Raw genomic sequence first — 19,898 nt, forward strand, 5'->3', positions numbered from 1 at the left:
ATCTATTATTGCTTAATTTTGTGGCTATTCACCTTGCCTGTTGTGCTGCAGTGCGGTTAAAATGACGCATGAGCCGTTGCGACCTGACAGTGCTTGTCATCGATGAAAATACGATCCGCGCCTCAATCATCGAAGAGGGGCTGCGGGAGGCTGGTCATACGCGTGTAGCGGTGGTCCATGAGGTACACGGCGTCGCGCGCATCATCGAAACGCTGAAGCCTGATGTCATCATCATCGATATCGAGAACCCCAATCGCGACATGATGGAACATCTTTTCCAGCTCACACGGACGGTCAGCCGGCCGATCGCGATGTTCGTCGATCGATCGGATAGCGCGTCGATCGAGGCGGCGGTCGAAGCCGGGGTCTCCGCCTATATCGTCGACGGGTTGAAAAAGGAGCGAGTGAAACCGATCCTCGATATGGCCGTCAGCCGGTTCAATGCATTCAGCCGCCTGCAGCGGGAGCTTGCCGACGCGAAGTCGGCACTTGAGGAACGCAAGATCATCGAACGGGCCAAGGGTATCCTCATGAGGATGCGTGGCCTTTCGGAGGAAGAGGCGTTCGCCCTGTTGCGCCAGACGGCGATGAACGAGAAGAAGAAGATGTCCGAGATCGCGCAAAGCGTCGTGACGGCGGCCGGGTTGTTGATGTGAACCGGCGCGAACGCCATTCGATTGTTCGGAGGACTGCGGAGTGAATGCGGTGACGAGAATGGAAATACAGCAAGGCCGTTTGTCTGCGCCTTTACGGCTCCACAGCGAAGGGCCTCGCGTTCTGCGCGCCGGCTTCATTCCGCTTGTCGACGCCTCGGTGCTGATTGCCGCCGCAGAATTCGGATTTGCCGAGAAGGAGGGCCTGACCCTCGATCTGGTCAAGGACGTTTCCTGGGCGAATGTTCGCGATCGGCTGGCATTTCGCCAGTTCGACCTCGCCCACATGCTCTCGCCGATGCCGGTTGCGGCAGTGCTCGGATTGGGGTCGAACCCCTCCCCGACGATTGCACCCTTTTCTTTGGGACGCGGCGGCAATGCGATCACGCTCTCGACCCGGCTCTTCGAACGCATGCGCCAAGTGGCGGGCATTTCGGAAACGGCAAGCGCGATCGAGAATGCCAAGGCGCTGGCCAAAGTGCTAGCCGATATGCGGGTCCGCGGCGAAACCACGCCGACACTTGGCATGACCTATCCGTTTTCCTCGCACAACTACGAGTTCCGCTACTGGTTGGCTGCCGGCGGGATCGATCCGGACAGGGATGTGAAGCTGGTCGTTGTTCCGCCTCCCCTCACCTCCGACGCCCTGGCGGTCGGGGCGATCGACGGCTTCTGCGTCGGCGCGCCGTGGAACATGGTGGCTTCCGAACGCGGCGTCGGCCGGATCGTCGCCGCAAAGCAGGATATCTGGCCCTCGGCGCCCGAGAAGGTGGTCGGCATGCGGCCCGATTGGGCCGAAAGCCATCCGGAAACGGTCTCCCGGCTGATCGTGGCGCTGGACGCTGCGGCGCGCTGGTGCGATCGCGCCGAAAACCACGATGCCCTGGCCGAAGCATTGGCGGATCAGCGTTATATTTCCGCTCCTGTCGATATTGTAAGGTACGTGCTCGCAGGCGAGTTCAGCCTGGATGCCACGGGCAGCCGCCGCGTCATCGACAACTACTTCATGTTCCATGGTGATTATGCGAATTACCCACGGCCGAGCCAGGCATTGTGGATCTACAGCCAGATGGTCCGCTGGGGCCAGGCCGAGATCAGCCTGAACAGCGCACGATCGGCGGCCTCTGCCTATCGTCCCGATCTCTACAGGGCAGCACTCGGCGAGAACTGCACGCCGCCAGACGCCGATATCCGGGTCGAAGGCGATAGCGATGGCGACCGCTTTATGGACGGGCGGATCTTCGATCCAGCGCAATTCGTGGAATACGTCGACGGGTTCGCCGTCAAGAGCGCCCAACGCTTTACCCCGGGCGCGGACGAAGTCTGACTTTTTGCTGCTCTGCACAAAAGGCTGGCAGCGGCTCGCGCACCACGTACTGCATTCGCACAAAAGATACGCAGCACACTCTCCGCCCGAAAATTGCGCATCGGCGTTCAAACTATCGGTTCTCCAGTAATTTCAATGACCTACAAAATCCGAAATAAACTGGCACGCAGCTTGCAGGACTAATTTTGCCCGGATCAACGGCGATCTAGGCGGATGAGCGCGCAATAGGCGCTCGCAAAGACATCGACGTCGCAAGGTTGTTGCAGTCTGGGAACCCTTCCTTCCCGTGGACGCAATCTCCGAGCGGCGTTTTTTGTTTCAACGTTCAACAATGGATCGGCACGACCTCGTCGGGCCCCGGAGAAGCCATGTCTGTTATCAGGAACACACAGTCCATGTCCGCCGGCGAACCAGCCAAAGCATTGTGGATGTCCACGATTGCCTTCACCCTCTGTTTTGCCGTCTGGACGATCTTCGCGATCATCGGCATCCGCATCAAACAGGAGCTTGGCCTGAACGAGGCCGAGTTCGGATTGCTGGTCGGCACGCCTGTTCTGACCGGTTCGCTCGTCCGCATCGTCCTTGGCATCTGGACCGGCCGTTATGGCGGCCGCCTCGTCTACACGCTCACCATGCTGGCCGCCGCCGTGGCGACCTTCCTGCTCTCCTATGCCCACACCTATACCCAAATGCTGGTCGCCGGCCTCGGTGTCGGCCTTGCCGGTGGCTCCTTCGCGGTCGGCGTCGCCTATGTATCGCCCTTCTTTCCGGCGGAAAAACAGGGAACGGCGCTTGGCATCTTCGGCGCCGGCAATGTCGGCGCCGCGGTGACCAAGTTCGCAGCCCCCTTCGTGCTGATTGCGTGGGGCTGGCAAGCCGTTGCCCAGATCTGGGCCGTCGGCCTAGCGCTGATGGCAATCGTCTTCTGGTTCACCACGACGGATGATCCGGCCTTCCGCCTCCGCCGCGAAGGCAAGCTCGCCTCCAAGAGCCTGGCGCAGGAATTCGCACCGCTGAAGAACGTCCAGGTCTGGCGCTTCTCGCTCTATTACTTCTTCGCCTTCGGTGGCTTCGTTGCCCTGTCGCTGTGGCTGCCCCGCTATCTGGTCGGTGTCTACGGCTTCAATCTCGAAGTCGCCGGCATGGTCGCTGCCGCCTATTCCATCCCCGGCAGCATCTTCCGCGCCTTCGGCGGCGTCGTCTCCGACAAGAAGGGCGCACGCAGCGTGATGTATGTGATGTTCGCGGTCGCGGCTGTCGCGACGCTCATCCTGTCGCTCCCGGCTGCCGGAACGGGCGCAGCGCTCGGCATCACGCCTGTCGTCTTCATCGTTATCATCTTCGCCCTCGGCTTCGTGATGAGCCTCGGCAAGGCGGCTGTCTATAAGCATATCCCCGCCTACTACCCCGAAAGCGTTGGCGCGGTCGGCGGTATCGTCGGCATGATGGGCGGCCTCGGCGGCTTCATCCTGCCGATCGCCTTCGGCCTGCTCAAGGACATGACCGGCCTCTGGTCGAGCTGCTTCATGCTGCTCTTTGCGGTCGTCGTCATCTCGCTCGTCTGGATGCACCTGTCGGTCCGACAACTCGACCGCCGGGGCCTCTCCGCACAAGCCGTCGCTGCCACCTGATCTGAGGACTTTGAAACTATGACTGAGAAGCTTGTCATCATCGGCAACGGCATGGCGCCCGGGCGCATGCTCGAGCACCTCTTTGAAAAGGCCCCGGACCAATACCAGGTCACGATCTTCAACGCCGAGCCGCGCGTCAACTACGACCGCATCATGCTCTCGCCGGTTCTATCCGGCGAGAAGGACTACGAGGAAATCATCATCCATGGTGATGGATGGTACATCAAGCACGGCATCACCCTCTACAAGGGTCACAAGATCATCAAGATCGATCGTGCCGCCAAGACGGTCACGTCAGATCACGGCGTCACCGAAAGCTACGACAAGCTGGTGATCGCCACCGGCTCCGTGCCTTTCATCATCCCCGTGCCCGGAAAGGATCTGCCCGGCGTCATCACCTACCGCGACCTCGACGACGTGCAGGCGATGCTGCTTGCCGCCCAGTCGCGCGAGAAGGCGATCGTCATCGGCGGTGGTCTGCTCGGCCTCGAGGCGGCGGCCGGCCTTGCGTCGCGCGGCATGGACGTGACTGTTCTGCACGTGATGCCGACACTGATGGAGCGTCAGCTCGATCCGGCTGCCGGTTACCTCCTGCAGAAGGCCGTGGAGGAGCGCGGCATCAAGGTCATCTGCAAGGCCAACACCAAGGCGATCATCGGCAATGGCAAGGTCGAGGGTGTTGAGCTAGACGACGGCCGTGTCATTCCTGCAACCCTCGTCGTGATGGCCGTCGGCATCCGTCCGAATGCCGGCATTGCCAAGGACGCCGGCATTGCTGTCAACCGCGGCATCGTCGTCGATGACGGCATGCAGACCTCGGACGGCAGCATCATGGCGCTCGGCGAGTGCGCCGAAGTCGGCGGCGTGGTCTACGGCCTGGTCGCGCCGCTCTACGAGATGGCCCGCGTCGCCGCCTCGCATCTGTCGGGCGACCGCTCCGCTGCCTTCGTGCATTCGGACACGCCGACCAAGCTCAAGGTCACCGGCATCGAACTCTTTTCGCTCGGCGACTTCGCCGATGGCGACGATCGCGAGGAAATCGTGCTGCGCGACGCTTCCGCCGGCGTCTACAAGCGCCTTGTGCTGAAGAACAACAAGATCATCGGCACCGTCCTTTACGGCGAAACCGCCGACGGTGCCTGGTTCAATGATCTGAAAAGGAAACAGACCGACATCAAGGAGATGCGCGAAACGCTGATCTTCGGTCAGGCCTATCAGGGAGGGTCGCCGCTGGACCCTATGGCGGCCGTTGCAGCCTTGCCGGATGACGCGGAAATCTGTGGCTGCAACGGCGTCTGCAAGGGCAAGATCACTTCGACCATCACCAGCAAGGGCCTGACGTCGCTGGACGACGTGCGCGCCCACACCAAGGCGTCCGCGTCCTGCGGCTCCTGCACCGGCCTCGTTGAAAAGCTGATGACGCTGACGCTTGGCGACAGCTACAACCCGGCCGCCGTCCAGCCGATGTGCACCTGCACCGAACTCGGCCACGACGATGTTCGCCGCCTGATCAAGGCCAAGGGCCTGAAGAGCATCCCTGCCGTCATGCAGGAACTCGAATGGAAGACCTCCTGCGGCTGCGCCAAGTGTCGTCCGGCGCTCAACTACTACCTCGTGTGCGACTGGCCGGACGAATATGCCGACGATTACCAGTCGCGCTTCATCAACGAGCGCGTCCACGCCAACATCCAGAAGGACGGCACCTATTCCGTCGTTCCGCGCATGTGGGGCGGTGTCACGAATTCAAACGAACTGCGCGCCATCGCTGATGTCGTCGACAAGTTCGAAATCCCGATGGTCAAGGTGACGGGCGGCCAGCGCATCGACCTGCTTGGCATCGAGAAGGAAGACCTACCGGCAGTCTGGGCCGATCTCGGCAAGGCGGGCTTCGTCTCCGGACAGGCCTATGCCAAGGGGCTGCGCACGGTGAAGACCTGCGTCGGTTCCGACTGGTGCCGTTTCGGCACGCAGGATTCCACCGGTCTCGGCATCCGCATCGAGAAGTTCATGTGGGGCTCCTGGACGCCAGCGAAACTGAAGATGGCTGTCTCAGGCTGCCCGCGCAATTGCGCCGAAGCGACCTGCAAGGACATCGGCGTCATCTGCGTAGACTCAGGCTTCGAGATCCATTTCGCCGGTGCTGCCGGTCTCGACATCAAGGGCACCGAGGTTCTCGGGCTGGTGAAGACAGAGGACGATGCGCTGGAGCATATCGTGGCGCTGACGCAGATGTACCGCGAGCAGGCCCGCTATCTCGAGCGCATCTACAAATGGGCGAAGCGCGTCGGCCTCGACGAAATCCGTCGCCAGATCATGGACGACGCCGACAAGCGCAAGGCCTACTACGAGCGCTTCGTCTTCTCCCAGAAATTCGCGCAGGTCGATCCCTGGTCAGAGCGCGTCTCCGGCAAGGATAAGCATGAGTTCAAGCCGATGGCGACGATCGGCTACCCGCAGGCCGCTGAGTAAGGAGATGGACATGAACTGGATTTCAATCGGCGACATCTCCGAAATTCCGCTCAGGGGCGCGCGCTGCGTGAAAACACCGCAGGCCAAGATCGCCGTCTTCCGCACCGCCGAAAACGAGGTCTTCGCCATCGAGGATCACTGCCCACACAAGGGCGGGCCGCTTTCCCAGGGCATCGTCCATGCCAAGGCCGTCACCTGCCCGCTGCACAACTGGGTAATCTCGCTCGAGACCGGCAAGGCGCTCGGCGCCGATGAGGGCGACGTGCGGACCATACCGGTGCGCAACGAAAACGGCGCCCTCTACATCGCGCTTGAAAGCCTGATGATGGCGGCCGAATGATGGAAAAAGAGGTCAAGACAACCTGTCCTTATTGCGGTGTCGGCTGCGGCGTCATCGCCAAGGTCGCAGACGACGGCAAGGTTTCCGTCAAGGGCGACCCGGACCACCCCTCGAATTTCGGCCGGCTGTGCTCGAAGGGCTCGGCGCTCGGAGAAACCGTCGATCTCGACGGACGCGTGCTCTACCCCGAAATTTCCGGGGAGCGGACAGAATGGGGACAGGCGCTTGACCTCGTCGCGCAACGATTTTCGGATGCCATCACTGAGCATGGACCCGATTCCGTTGCCTTCTACATCTCCGGTCAGTTGCTGACGGAGGACTACTATGTTGCCAACAAGCTGATGAAAGGCTTCATCGGCTCCGCCAACATCGACACCAATTCGCGGCTCTGCATGTCGTCTTCCGTCGCGGGTCACCGCCGCGCCTTCGGATCGGACACCGTGCCGGGCACCTATGAGGATATCGAGCTTGCCGATCTGGTGATCCTCACCGGCTCGAACCTCGCCTGGTGCCACCCGGTCATCTATCAACGGCTGGCGGCTGCCAAGGCGGCGCGCCCCGGCATGAAGGTCGTCGTCATCGATCCGCGGCGCACGATGACATCAGATATCGCCGACCTGCACCTGGCGATCCGCTCGGACAGCGATGTCGCGCTTTTCGTCGGCCTTTTCGAACACCTGATCGCAAACAACGCCATCGATCAGAACTATGTTTCCGAACATACCAACGGCTTTGCCGAAGCCTTTACCGCTGCGTCGGGCATCTCCTTCAACGAGGTGCTTGAGTTGACCGGCCTGCCGGCCATGCAGCTTCGCGAATTCTACCGTCTCTTTGCCACCACCGAGAAGGTGGTCACCTGCTACAGCCAAGGCGTCAACCAGTCCTCCTCGGGCACCGACAAGGTCAATGCCATCATCAACTGTCACCTTGCCACCGGTCGGATCGGCCGGCCGGGCATGGGGCCCTTCTCGCTGACGGGCCAACCGAATGCCATGGGGGGACGCGAGGTCGGCGGGCTTGCCAACATGCTGGCTGCCCACATGGCCATCGAAAGTGCCGAGGATCGCGACCGCGTCCAGCGTTTCTGGGGTGCGCCGACCATTGCCGAAAAGCCGGGCCTGAAGGCGGTCGACATGTTCAGGGCCGTCGCCGACGGGCGGATCAAGGCCCTTTGGATCATGGCGACGAACCCGGTCGTCTCGATGCCGGATGCCGACGCCGTCGAGGCCGCCATCAAGGCCTGTCCGTTCGTCGTCGTCTCCGACATCCTGAAGGATACCGATACCGCGCGTCATGCCCATGTCCTCCTGCCCTCGCTCGGCTGGGGCGAAAAGAGCGGCACGGTCACCAATTCCGAACGCCGTATCTCCCGCCAGCGCTCCTTCCTCGATGTACCCGGAGAAGCCCGCGCCGACTGGTGGCAGCTTGCTGAGGTGGCCAAACGGATGGGCTTTGCCCAAGCCTTCGACTTCGACTCCAATGCGGATATTTTCGACGAACACGCCGCCCTCTCCGCCTTCGAGAATAACGGCAGTCGCGACTTCGATATCGGCGCATACGCTGACATCGGACATGAAACCTACGACACCATGCCGCCCTTCCAATGGCCTGCCGCGCGCGAGGCAGCCCCCCTCTGGCCTGCCGGCCATCTCCCCCACAAGGGGGGAGATGGCGAGCGGCATGAGCATCGCTCCGAAGCAAGCCTCGCGGCTTATTCGACGGTCGATTTAGAAGAAGGGGCCGGCGCCCAGCCAATCTCCCCCCTTGTGGGGGAGATGGCCGGCAGGCCAGAGGGGGGTAATGACAAGCGCTTCTTTTCGAATGGCGGCTTCTACCATGCCGACGGCAAGGCACGCTTCATCGCCGTCGAACCGGTGGTCTCGGATCGCACCAACGCCGACTATCCCTTCACGCTGAACACCGGCCGCATCCGCGACCAATGGCACACGATGACGCGGACGGGAAAGAGCGCGCGGCTTTCATCCCATATCGCCGAGCCTTTCGCCGAAATCCATCCGCGCGACGCGATCGAGATCGGTGTCGGCAACGCCGGTCTCGTCGAGATCGAAAGCCCGCACGGCAGGGCCGTGGTTCGCGCCCTGATCACCGAGAGACAGGCCCGCGGCAGCATTTTCGTGCCTATGCACTGGAATGATCAGTTTGCCGCGAAGGCTCGCATCGACGCCGTCGTCGCGCCTTTGACCGACGCAATCTCGGGCCAGCCGGCGTCCAAGAATGTCGCGGTCGCGGCCCGACGCTTCAAGGCTGCGCGCTACGGCTTTGCCGTTTCCGAGACTAAGCCGGACCAACTCGACGCGGCCTATTGGGCTCTCGCAACGGCCGAAGGCGGCTGGCGCGTGGAACTCGCCTTCGACCAGCCGGTCGAGGACTGGTGCACGTGGTGCCGCACCACGTTCGGCATCCCCGACGACATCGAGCCACTCGGCTACGCCGACCAGCAATCGGGCGATCTGAGGCTCGCCTTTTTCGACGGCACGCGCCTGCTTGCAGCGCTGTTTACTGCACGCGAACCCGTCGCCGTCGCCCGCAACTGGGCGATCTCACAGCTCAGCGCCGAGCACACCAATCTGCGCAAGCGCTTCGCGCTGGTCGCCGGTCGCCCCGGCGCGGACAAGCCGGATCCGGGCGCCACCGTCTGCTCCTGCTTCGGCGTCGGCGTCAACCAGATCGTCGGTGCTGTCCGCAACGGCTGTCACAGCGTCGAAGCAATCGGCAAGGAACTCAACGCCGGAACCAACTGCGGTTCATGCCGCGCGGAAATAAGGGGCATCATCGATGGATGTCTTGCCGCCGCCGCGGAGTAACGATCGCCGCTTCAGGAAGCGGCTGACGAGCTACGATTCACGCCCCACCTAAAATGGCATGAGCGGCCTAACATAGGCCGCTCATCGTTTCTTCCTCACACAGCCGCGCCCTGAGTGCGGCTGTTCGGTTTGTCTTATTCCGCCGCCTGCAGAGCCGGCGCAGGAACTTCCACCTCCTCCGGCAGCTCTCCAGCCAGTGCCGCGGCAAGCTTTGTCTGGTCCAACTCGTTCTCCCAGCGGGCGACGACAATCGTGGCAACCGCGTTTCCAACGAAATTGGTCAGTGCGCGGCATTCCGACATGAAGCGGTCGACACCGAGGATGAGCGCCATGCCGGCAACGGGAACCGATGGAACGACGGAAAGCGTTGCGGCGAGCGTGATGAAACCTGCCCCCGTGATGCCTGCCGCACCCTTCGAGCTCAGCATCGCAACCAGCAGCAGCAGGATCTGCTCACCGAACGAAAGCGGCGTATCCGTCGCCTGGGCGATGAACAGGGCTGCCAGCGTCATGTAGATGTTGGTGCCGTCGAGATTGAAGGAATAGCCGGTGGGGATGACCAGGCCGACAACCGAGCGCTTGCAGCCGGCCCGTTCCATTTTGGCCATCAGGCCGGGGAGTGCAGCTTCCGACGAAGACGTGCCGAGGACCAGCAGCAGTTCTTCCTTGATGTAGCGGATCAGAGCCAGGATCGAGAAGCCGTTGTAACGGGCCACTGCGCCGAGCACGACAAGCACGAAGAGCAGCGAGGTCAGGTAGAACGTGCCGATCAGCATTGCGAGATTGGCAATCGAGCCGATGCCATACTTGCCGATCGTGAACGACATTGCACCAAAGGCGCCGATAGGGGCCGCCTTCATCAGGATACCCACGAGGCGGAAGATCGGCGCCGTCAGGGCCTGGAGGAAATCCACGACCGGACGGCCGCGATCGCCGACCAAGGCCAGCGACATGCCGAACAGGACCGAGAAAAACAGGACCTGCAGGATATCGCCCTCGGCAAAGGCGCCGACGATGGTGTCCGGAATGATATTCATCAGGAATCCGGTGACGCTCGCATCATGCGCCTTTTCGGCATAGGAGGTGACGGCCTTGGCATCCAGCGTCGCGGGATTGATGTGCATTCCTGCGCCCGGCTGGATGACATTGGAAACGACAAGGCCGACCGCCAGCGCCAGCGTCGAAAAGACGAGGAAGTAGATCATCGCCTTGCCCGCAACGCGACCGACCTTCTGCAGATCGGACATGCCCGCAATCCCGGTCGCGACCGTCAGGAAGATGACGGGTGCGATGATCATCTTCACGAGTTTGATGAAAGCATCGCCAAGCGGCTTCAGCGCCGTGCCGATTTCCGGATAGAAGTGTCCGAGCAGAATGCCGGCACAGATAGCGAAAACCACCTGCACATAGAGATGGCGGTAAAAGGGAACTTTGCCACGTGCTGGCGCGGCGGGGGCGGCTACATGCATAGTATCCTCCGTTGGCCCCAAACCGCGAGCGGCCTCCCGGGGCAAGTCAGGCAACTCAACAACCACATGGCTGATCACACAGCTGCTGCAATGTGTGTGCCAGTTTGCCAAGCCAACGCTACATGACTGTTTTCTTTATCTTTTTCAGAAAACGCCCCGAAAACACTGGTCCGCCTGCGCGTCTTTCCGCACAATTTGATTTGACGCTATGCGGAATTTCGCACATGGACTCTTCATGCTTCAGCGACCGACAATGTCAGGCTATGCAGTGCCGCAAGACATCATTCGCCGGGTGCGGCGTGCCTGGTTCCTGTTTTTTGCGGTGGCGATAGTCATGATTGCGGCGGCGCTTGCGGGTGCCGAATTCTATGGCCGTCGATCCGCCATCGAAGCACTCGAAAGCCAGGGCCGCACCGACGCCAATATCAAGGTCGCATTGCTGACAGCCGTGTTGGAGCGCCCCCGCGCCCTGCCGCTTCTCCTCGCGGAGGACCAGCAGGTTCTCGACGCGCTGTCGTCCAAAACCAGCGACGCAACGGAGATCCTGAACCGCAAGCTTGAGCGACTCGTCACCGGCACGCAGGCCGCGGTGCTCTATGTCGTTCGCCCGGACGGAATAGCCGCCTCGGCGAGCAATTGGCGCGAACCTCTGAGTTTCGTCGGCAATGACTACAACTTCCGTGACTATTTCCGTCGCGCTATGGAGCAGGGAACGGCGGAGCAATTTGCCCTCGGCAGCGTCAGCAAGCGTCCGGGTCTCTTCATCTCCCGCCGCGTCGGCAGCGCGGTTGCTCCCCTCGGTGTCGTCGTTGTCAAAATGGAGTTCGATCGGCTGGAAACCGACTGGCAGAGCGCAAGCCGGCCCGTCTACGTGACGGACAACCATGGGGTGGTTCTGATCACGAGTATTCCTTCCTGGCGCTTCATGACGTCCAGAGCGATACCGCAACAAGATCTGGCGTCCATTCGCAGTAGTCTTCAATTCGGCGATGCGCCTCTGGCACCACTCCCCATAAGGAACCCGGCTATTCTCAATCCCGCCGCCTCGATCGTTTCGGCCGTCCTGCCGGGCAGCGGAGAGGCCAGGTATCTGCGTCTTCTCGCCGCCGTTCCGACAACGCCATGGCAACTGGAGTATCTGGTGCCGATCGAAACCCCGGTTGCCTCCGCCGTGCAAACGGCGCGGCTGACCGCACTGGCATTTCTTCTGCCCGTCCTTGCGATCGCCGCGTTCCTGCTGAGACGGCGCCAGGTCTCCGTCATGCGGATTGCGAGCGAGCAGGCGATGCGGGAGGAGTTGGAACGTCGCGTGGTCGAGCGAACGGAGGATCTGAGCCGCGCCCGGGATCGCTTGCAGGCGGAAATCTCGGATCACCGGGATACCGAGGCCAAGCTGCAAGTCGTGCAGCAGGAGCTCGTGCAGGCAAACCGGCTTGCCATCCTCGGACAGGTGGCAGCCGGCGTCGCGCACGAGATCAACCAACCGGTTGCCACGATCCGTGCGTATGCCGACAATGCCCGCGTCTTCCTCGAGCGCAAGCAGACAGATCCGGTCGAGGAAAATCTCGGGGCGATCGCCGCCCTCACCGAGAGAATCGGAACAATCACCGAGGAACTGAAGGCATTTGCTCGCAAAGGAAGGGCCGCCCCTGAGCCGGTCGACCTGCGCGGCGTCATTGAAGGCGCCATTATCCTGCTGAGAAGCCGATTTTCCGGGCAGCTGAATGCGCTCGATGCCCAACTGCCACCGCCGGGGCTGTTCGTCATGGGCAATCGCATCCGGCTAGAGCAAATCCTGATCAATCTCCTGCAGAACGCGCTTGAGGCTCTCGATGACCGCAGCGACGCGAGGGTGGAGATCACCGTTACGGAGACGTCGGATGAGGCTGCAATCGCCATCTCCGACAACGGACCGGGCATTCCGCCAGCCATTCTGGATTCACTTTTCACGCCCTTCCATACCTCCAAGGAACAGGGGCTCGGCCTCGGCCTCGTCATTTCAAAGGACATCGTTGCGGACTACGGCGGCCGCATCGACGTCTCGAGCGGCGACCGGGGCACATGTTTCACCGTCTACCTTCTGAAGGCAAAGGCATGAGCGACGCGTCACCGATCTTTCTCATAGATGACGACAAGGACCTTCTTCGGGCGACGAAACAGACGTTGGAGCTTGCCGGTTTCAATGTTTCGGCCTTCCCGGTCGCAAGCGAAGCCCTCGCCGCACTGGATCCGGACTTCGCAGGCGCCATCGTTTCAGACATCCGCATGCCGCAGATCGACGGGCTGCAACTCTTCGATCGCGTGAGAAAACAGGATGCCGATCTGCCGGTCATCCTGATCACCGGCCATGGCGACATACCCATGGCCGTGAAGGCCATTCAGGACGGGGCCTACGATTTCATCACGAAACCCTTCGCCGCCGACAGGCTGGTCCAAGCCGTCAAACGCGCGGTGGAAAAGCGTCGCCTGGTTCTAGAGAACCGCGCCTTGCGCCGGGCCGCCGATCAGGCTCGCGATGATCTCCCGTTGATCGGCCAGACACCCACCATGGAGCGATTGCGTCGCACCCTAAGACAAATTGCCGATACGGACATCGACGTTTTGGTGACGGGCGAGACCGGCAGCGGCAAGGAAGTCGTCGCAAGCCTGCTGCATAGCTGGAGCCGCAGGGCTTCGGGCAACTTCGTCGCGCTCAACTGTGGAGCGCTGCCCGAGACCGTGATCGAAAGCGAACTTTTCGGCCATGAACCCGGCGCCTTCACTGGCGCGCAGAAGAAGCGCATTGGGCGGATCGAACACGCCAGCGGCGGTACGCTTTTTCTCGACGAAATCGAAAGCATGCCGCCATCGACTCAAGTGCAGATGCTGCGCGTCCTTGAGATGCGGGAAGTAACGCCGCTCGGCACCAACGAGGTTCGGCCTGTCGACCTGCGGGTCGTTGCTGCCGCCAAGGTGGATCTCAGCGATCCGGCGCAGCGCGGCGATTTCCGCGAGGACCTCTATTACCGGCTCAATGTCGTCACGATCTCCATACCGCCGCTCCGGGAACGCCGGGACGACATTCCGCTCCTCTTCGGCCATTTTGCCGAGCGTGCCGCGGCACGCTTCAAACGGGCGGTTCCGCCGGTTTCAGCGGCCGTTCACCGTCATCTGCAGGAACACAGCTGGCCAGGCAACGTCCGCGAACTTTCGCATTTCGCAGAACGCTTCGTCCTCGGTGTCGAGCAGGCTCCCGCAGGCACGCCGGCTTCGGCGCCGGAAGAAGGCGGAGCGCTGACCTTGCCCGAACGGCTGGAGCGTTACGAGGCCAAAATCATCCGCGAGGCGCTCGATGCCAATGACGGCGACGTTCGCCGTACGATCGCGGAGCTCGGCATCCCGCGCAAGACCTTCTACGACAAGCTGCAGCGCCACGGCATTGTCCGCAGTCAATTCGCAGCGTCCAAGGCAGAGCCGTTTTGAACTGAAAACGCCTGCGCAATCAAAGCTCGTCTTCGCGGAACCTCCTGCCCCGGTGGAATTCGCCGACATGCGTCCTAGATCAAGCCTGTCACAACCACGGGAGAGGTCTCATGTCCGAACTTATCGTCCTTGGCTTCGACGACCCCAATAAGGCCGATGCCATTCTCAACAAGCTGTCTCAGCTCGAGAAGGAGTACCTGATCGACCTGGAAGACGCTGTTGTCGCCGTGCGCGACAGCGGCGGAAAGGTGCGCCTCAAGCAGAGCATGAATCTGCCGGCAGCCGGCGCCGCCAGCGGAGGGCTTTCCGGCGCCGTGTGGGGAAGCCTCGTCGGCCTGCTTTTCCTCAATCCGCTCGCCGGTCTTGTCCTTGGCGGAGCGATCGGTGCTGGCTCGGGCGCACTGGCGGGATCGCTCACCGACTATGGCATCGATGACGGTCTCATAAAGAAGCTGGCGGACACGATCCCGAACAATAGCTCGGCGCTCTTCCTGCTCGTCCGGAAGGCCCAGCCGGACAAGGTTCTGGCAGATTTCGCAGGAGAAAACGCGCGTGTTCTGCGCTCGTCTCTCTCGCCGGATCAGGAACGAAGGCTTCAGGAGGCTCTGGCGGGATCGGCGGCGGCTGCGACGGCGGCGAGCGCGCCCTCCGCTGTTACCGGCCAGACGCCCAGCGCCGGCATCCCTGCGACGTGAGTCAAGATGAGGGGCGTAACTCCGCTTCGAGTGAAAGAGTCGCAGAAGTACCATCCGGGTGAATGAAAAAATCCTAATAAAGCATGACCTTGCATGCTGCTTTACAATGCAGGTTGGTAGCGCTACCATCGCTCGCGTGACGCCGGGGGGAGCCCGTCTGACGTCAACTGGATAGCGTATCGACATGCCTTGCCGGACCGGCAGCCGCTGCAGATTGGAGGATCTGCAGCGGAAAGTCGACGTATGCCGGCACCCATTCGATGCCCGTCCAAAAGTGGCAACAAATGGGAGGATTCGATGTACAGGACATTCATCGGCGGCATCCTCGCCGCTGCGGCGTTCACCCTTTCCCACTCCACGGTTCTCGCCGAGCCCGAAATCGTCAAAGGGCCTGCGGCTGACGCCGGCTGCTTCGTGCCGTGGGCGGCGGATACCAAGTTCTTCAAGTTTCCGAAGAAGGAAGGGCCGTATCGTATAGCGCTCGCAAACGGCTACATCGCCAATACCTGGCGCATTCAGATGATCCAGACCGCGAAAGCCTATGCCGCTCAGCCGGATGTCGCAGCCAAACTCAAGGAGTTCAAGGTCGTTTCGACCGGTGAGGACGTGCCCGCGCAGATATCGGCAATCAACAACTTCATCGATTCAGGCTATGACGCCATCGTCGTCAATGCGCAGAACCCGACAGCCTTCGGCCCCGTTATCAAGCGGGCCAAAGAGGCCGGCGTGGTCCTGGTCGCCTTCGATAACATCCTCGACACCCAGGACGCGATCAACGTCAACGTCGACCAGAAGGGTCTCGGCGTATTGTGGGCAGACTGGCTGGCGAAACACCTGCCGGACGGCGGCAAGATTCTCGAGGTGCGCGGTGTTGCCGGGACGTCGGTCGATACCGACCGGCACAACGGCATCCATGAGACCTTCGCCGCGACCGGCAAGAAATGGGATGTCGTGGAAGTGCTCGGCAAATGGGACGATCCGACCGCACAGAAGGCGACCGCCGATGCTATCGCCGTGCATAAGAAATTCGACGGCATCACCGCGCAGGGCGGCGATACCGGCGTCGTGCAGGCGATGATTGATGCGAAGCATCCCTTCGTGCCTTTCGGCGGGGAGACGGAGAATGGCTTCCGCAAATTCTGCGCCAAGTTTGCAGGCGAGGGCCTGAAGTGCTCGTCGGCAGGCACCGGACCCGCCCAGGTCGCGGTCGCCATCAAGACGGCCATTGCTGCGCTTGAAGGAGAGGTCGTGCCGCAATCGGTCAAGCTGCCGCTGGCGATTGTCGAGGACCCGAACTTCAAGGAAGGACAGGATTTCTATCCCGACCAGTCCGACAATTTCTTCGTCGGCAATGCCTTCCCAACTTGCGGGATTAATTTCACCGCTCAGGAAATCATGGGGCAGTCGAAGGAAAACCAATAGGCTGGGGTGCAGCCGGATCGCTTGAAGGGCGTGCCGCGACATCAGCCGCGGCACGCATAAAGACCGCCCCGAGGCAATCATGACGGCATCAGAAATTCCGGCGGCGATCCCGCTCTTGCAGATGAGCGGCGTTTCGAAACGCTACGGCGGCGTTCATGCGCTGGAGAATGCCGAACTTACCGTGGAAGCCGGACGCATCCACGCCATTCTTGGTGAGAACGGCGCCGGCAAATCGACACTCATCAAGATCATAGCGGGCGTGGTCGCACCCGATGAAGGCCGCATGCTGCTGGACGGCCGGCCCGTCAGCTTCAAGTCCCCGGCAGAGGCCTCTGCTGCCGGCGTCACTTGCGTGTTCCAGGAACTCTCGCTCATTCCGGACCTGAGCGTCGCCGATAATATTTGCATCGCCGCACCACCGCGCCGCTTCGGACTGATCGATCGCAAAGCGCAACGCGCCGTCGCCGAGCAAGCTTTGGCCCGGGCGGGCGCCGATGACATTCATCCGCGTGCGCTGGTCAAGGATCTTCCGCTTTCCCGTCGGCAACTGGTCGAGATCGCCAAGGCGCTCGCCTGGAAACCGCGCATACTCATTCTCGATGAGGGAACGTCGGCGCTGACGGCAGCGGATGTGGCCAAGGTCTTTTCCGTCTTGAGGCGGCTGAGGTCGGAGGGTCTCGCACTCCTTTATATTTCCCACCGAATGCAGGAGATCGCCGAGTTGGCGGATCAATGCACGGTCTTGCGGAACGGCCGCAATGTGATGAGTTTCCCGGCCGGTGCGCGCAGTGACAGCGAGATCGTCGAAATGATGATTGGCCGGGAATATTGCAGTGCCTTTCCGCCAAAGCCGAAGCGAGCGGACGACAAATCCACTCCGGCTCTCGAATGCCGCGGGCTTTGCTGGGCAGGCAGCCTGCGCGACATCTCCCTTACCGTCGGAAAGGGCGAGGTCGTGGGCCTTGGCGGGCTGGACGGCCAGGGCCAGCGTGACCTGCTGCTGGCGCTCTTCGGTGTACTGCGCGGCACCACCGGCTCCGTCCTCATCGACGGCAAGGCCGCAGCGCTTGCCAGCCCATCCGCGGCAAGGTCAAAGCACATCGGCATGGCGCTCATTCCGGAGGACCGCAAGACCGAGGGCCTGATGCTGCCGATGACGGTGCGCGAAAATCTATCCTTCGCCGTGCTGGACCGAGTATCCCGGAACGGCGTCATCGAACGGGAAAAGGAAGAGCGGCTGATCGAAGAGATGGTGCAATTGCTGGGCATCAAGACCGCGGGTCTCGACATTCCCGTCGGCGCTCTCTCCGGCGGCAACCAGCAGAAGGTCGTCATCGCCAAGTGGCTGATGCGCACGCCGCGGATCATTCTGCTTAACGATCCCACACGTGGCATCGACGTCGGCACCAAGCAGGAACTCTATCAATTGCTGCGACACCTCGCCGAGGCGGGGGCGGCAATCCTGTTCTACTCGACGGATTACGACGAGCTGATCGGTTGCTGCGATCGCGTACTCGTCTTCTACAACGGCAGCATCGTGCGCGAACTGAAGGACGGCGGCATCACGCAGCATGCGTTGGTCGCCAGCGCTCTCAATGTCAACGGCGAGAGTGTGGGGGGCGCCGCATGAACGACTGGCGTTATCGCTTGAAGGAGCATCGCGGCACGCTCATGGCTGCCGGCATTTTCCTCGTCATGTTCACCATCTATGTCTCCAATCATCCCGCGGGACTGACGGCCAATGTCGTGCAGACCGCCGCCAACAAGGGCGTGCTGCTCGCCTTCGTGGCTATGGCGCAGACGCTGGTCGTGATCACGGCAGGCATCGATCTTTCCGTCGGCATGATCTTCATCCTCACCAATGCGCTGGCATCCTGGATTGTTCTTGGCACACCCCTCGAGACGGCATTCGGCGTGATCGCCGTACTGGCCGCCGGTCTTGTCTGCGGGGCGCTGAACGGCCTGATCGTCATCTACGGACGATTACAGCCGATCGTCGCAACGATTGCGACCGGCGCGATATACTTCGGGATCGCCCTGCTCTTGCGGCCATTTCCGGGCGGGTCGGTCAACGAGGAACTGGCGGATTTGATGACCGGCAAGGTGTTCGGTCTCGTGCCCGCCAGCCTGGTTGTTCTCATTGGCGTCGTTCTCGTCATATGGGTGCCGTTCAGCCGCTCGGTCATCGGGCGGGCCGCCTACGCGTCCGGTTCGTCGGAGATCGCGGCCTATATGTCCGGCCTGCCGATCCGCCGTGCAAAGTTTACAGCCTATGCGCTGGCCGGGCTTCTTGCATCTATCGGGGGGCTGTTCCTTACGTTCTTCACGTTTACCGGAGAGGCCGCACTTGCGAGTGGCAATGCCTACACCCTTTTCTCGATCGCCTCGGTGGTGCTCGGCGGCGTTTCACTGTTCGGCGGCAAGGGCAGCGCGATCGGTGCAATCTTCGGAGCGCTGGCCTTTCGAACCATCGGCGACTTGCTCTTCGTCTTCGATTTCGACCCGTTGTGGCAGCCATTGTTCCAGGGTGTCGTGCTGCTCGTTGCAGTGAGCCTCGGGGCGTTCGGATTGTTCCGCGTGCGCAACCGCCTGGAGTGGTTCGGATGAGCAACGTGACGCGAGAACATCCCGTGAGGCAGCCCCACAAATTCACGCACCGGCTGGATCCGGCCATCGCCACGGCCTTCGGCTGCATCGTCCTGCTGCTCGTCATCGGCAGTTTTTATTCCACCAGCTTTCTGTCTCCGGAGTACCTGCTGCAGCAGCTGAAAGTCGCATCCTTCCTCGGCGTCATCGCCACCGGCATGATGATGGTCATCCTGCTCGGGCAGATCGATCTGTCCGTTCCGTGGTCGGTTGCCGTCGGCGGAATGATGGCTTGCGCCGCAGCCGCCTATGGTCCGGCGGGCGAGATTCTGGCCGTTCCTTTCGGCATTCTTTGCGGCATGGCGATCGGGCTCGTTAATGGGATCGGGGTCGCATACCTGCGCATCCCCTCGATGATCATCACGCTGGCGACCAACGCCGTCGCTCAAGGATTGATGGTCGTCTATACCGGCGGCTTCTCGCCCCAGGATTCCGCGCCTGCCGTCATGCGTTATCTTGCAACCGGCTTTCTTCTGCCCGGCATCCCCAATGCAGTCATCATCTGGGCAGCTGTCGGCGCCGTTACGGTCTTCGTCCTTACCCGCACGACATTTGGCCGCTCCGTCTACGGCATCGGCAACCAGGAGCGCGCGGCCTATCTCTCCGGCATCAACACCCGGCGGATCGTCCTGATCGCCTTCATCGCTTCGGGTGCGCTCAGCGCCTTCGGTGGCGTGCTGCTCGCCGGCTATGCGTCGAAGGCCGCGCAGTCGATGGGCGACGCCTACCTCCTGCCCTCGATCGCCGCGGTCGTGCTAGGTGGTACCTCCATCCTTGGCGGCAAAGGCTCCTATCTCGGCACGGTTGCAGGTGTGATCCTGATTACACTACTGCTATCGATCCTTTCGGTCATGCAGATGCCCGAGGCGGGGCGGCAGATCATCTACGGCGTCATCATCATCGCCATGCTGCTGCTCTACGGCCGCAGCCCTGCTAACCGGTAAGTGATCGGGCCCTGC

At 61.8% G+C, this 19,898-nt stretch carries 13 protein-coding genes and 2 pseudogenes; 14 read left to right on the forward strand and 1 reads right to left on the reverse strand.

Annotated elements, in window-relative coordinates:
- Positions 1-68: 68 nt before the first annotated feature.
- The 7 genes and pseudogenes from ACPYOI_RS05270 to ACPYOI_RS05300 all read left to right on the forward strand — a co-directional run.
- Entirely contained in the window at positions 69-656 is a 588-nt protein-coding gene (locus ACPYOI_RS05270) for an ANTAR domain-containing response regulator (RefSeq protein ID WP_481419173.1), read from the forward strand.
- A gap of 58 nt (positions 657-714) precedes the next feature.
- Complete coding sequence (locus ACPYOI_RS05275) at positions 715-1,980, forward strand: CmpA/NrtA family ABC transporter substrate-binding protein (protein ID WP_481419172.1); 1,266 nt, start codon at positions 715-717, stop codon at positions 1,978-1,980.
- Between the two features lie 368 nt (positions 1,981-2,348).
- Positions 2,349-3,611: an MFS transporter gene (locus ACPYOI_RS05280; protein WP_481419171.1), complete on the forward strand. Its 1,263-nt coding sequence runs from the start codon at positions 2,349-2,351 to the stop codon at positions 3,609-3,611.
- A gap of 18 nt (positions 3,612-3,629) precedes the next feature.
- Positions 3,630-6,080 (forward strand): nitrite reductase large subunit NirB, encoded by a 2,451-nt coding sequence (gene nirB / locus ACPYOI_RS05285; RefSeq protein WP_481419170.1) that lies wholly within the window; start codon positions 3,630-3,632, stop codon positions 6,078-6,080.
- A gap of 4 nt (positions 6,081-6,084) precedes the next feature.
- Positions 6,085-6,420: a nitrite reductase small subunit NirD gene (gene nirD, locus ACPYOI_RS05290; protein ID WP_481419169.1), complete on the forward strand. Its 336-nt coding sequence runs from the start codon at positions 6,085-6,087 to the stop codon at positions 6,418-6,420.
- Positions 6,420-8,036: pseudogene (locus ACPYOI_RS05295) on the forward strand (molybdopterin-dependent oxidoreductase); the annotation flags it as partial. The gene nirD and the pseudogene ACPYOI_RS05295, both read left to right, overlap by 1 nt.
- Before the next feature lie 123 nt (positions 8,037-8,159).
- Positions 8,160-9,245, forward strand: a pseudogene (locus ACPYOI_RS05300) (molybdopterin dinucleotide binding domain-containing protein); the annotation flags it as partial.
- Positions 9,246-9,379: 134 nt separating this feature from the next.
- Here ACPYOI_RS05300 and ACPYOI_RS05305 read toward each other — a convergent pair.
- Entirely contained in the window at positions 9,380-10,714 is a 1,335-nt protein-coding gene (locus ACPYOI_RS05305; RefSeq protein WP_481419168.1) for a dicarboxylate/amino acid:cation symporter, read from the reverse strand.
- A gap of 235 nt (positions 10,715-10,949) precedes the next feature.
- Here ACPYOI_RS05305 and ACPYOI_RS05310 point away from each other — a divergent pair, with 235 nt between their 5' ends.
- The 7 genes from ACPYOI_RS05310 (at position 10,950) to ACPYOI_RS05340 (ending at position 19,883) form a co-directional block, all read left to right on the forward strand.
- Positions 10,950-12,812 (forward strand): sensor histidine kinase, encoded by a 1,863-nt coding sequence (locus ACPYOI_RS05310; protein WP_481422646.1) that lies wholly within the window; start codon positions 10,950-10,952, stop codon positions 12,810-12,812.
- Complete coding sequence (locus ACPYOI_RS05315; protein ID WP_481419166.1) at positions 12,809-14,176, forward strand: sigma-54-dependent transcriptional regulator; 1,368 nt, start codon at positions 12,809-12,811, stop codon at positions 14,174-14,176. Before ACPYOI_RS05310 ends, ACPYOI_RS05315 begins: the two co-directional genes overlap by 4 nt.
- A gap of 110 nt (positions 14,177-14,286) precedes the next feature.
- The gene (locus ACPYOI_RS05320) at positions 14,287-14,871 is read left to right on the forward strand and encodes a DUF1269 domain-containing protein (RefSeq protein WP_168829771.1); all 585 of its coding nucleotides are present in this window, start codon (positions 14,287-14,289) and stop codon (positions 14,869-14,871) included.
- 297 nt (positions 14,872-15,168) lie between these two features.
- Positions 15,169-16,293, forward strand: a complete 1,125-nt coding sequence (locus tag ACPYOI_RS05325) for a sugar ABC transporter substrate-binding protein (RefSeq protein ID WP_168829770.1) — start codon at positions 15,169-15,171, stop codon at positions 16,291-16,293.
- 79 nt (positions 16,294-16,372) lie between these two features.
- Positions 16,373-17,923: a sugar ABC transporter ATP-binding protein gene (locus ACPYOI_RS05330; RefSeq protein ID WP_481418373.1), complete on the forward strand. Its 1,551-nt coding sequence runs from the start codon at positions 16,373-16,375 to the stop codon at positions 17,921-17,923.
- The gene (locus ACPYOI_RS05335; RefSeq protein ID WP_481418374.1) at positions 17,920-18,900 is read left to right on the forward strand and encodes an ABC transporter permease; all 981 of its coding nucleotides are present in this window, start codon (positions 17,920-17,922) and stop codon (positions 18,898-18,900) included. Before ACPYOI_RS05330 ends, ACPYOI_RS05335 begins: the two co-directional genes overlap by 4 nt.
- On the forward strand, positions 18,897-19,883 hold the full coding sequence (locus ACPYOI_RS05340) for an ABC transporter permease (RefSeq protein ID WP_481418375.1): 987 nt from the start codon (positions 18,897-18,899) through the stop codon (positions 19,881-19,883). The genes ACPYOI_RS05335 and ACPYOI_RS05340 overlap by 4 nt, the downstream gene beginning before the upstream one ends.
- Positions 19,884-19,898 lie beyond the last annotated feature (15 nt).

Source organism: Rhizobium sp. SVR5-2C (assembly GCF_056755115.1).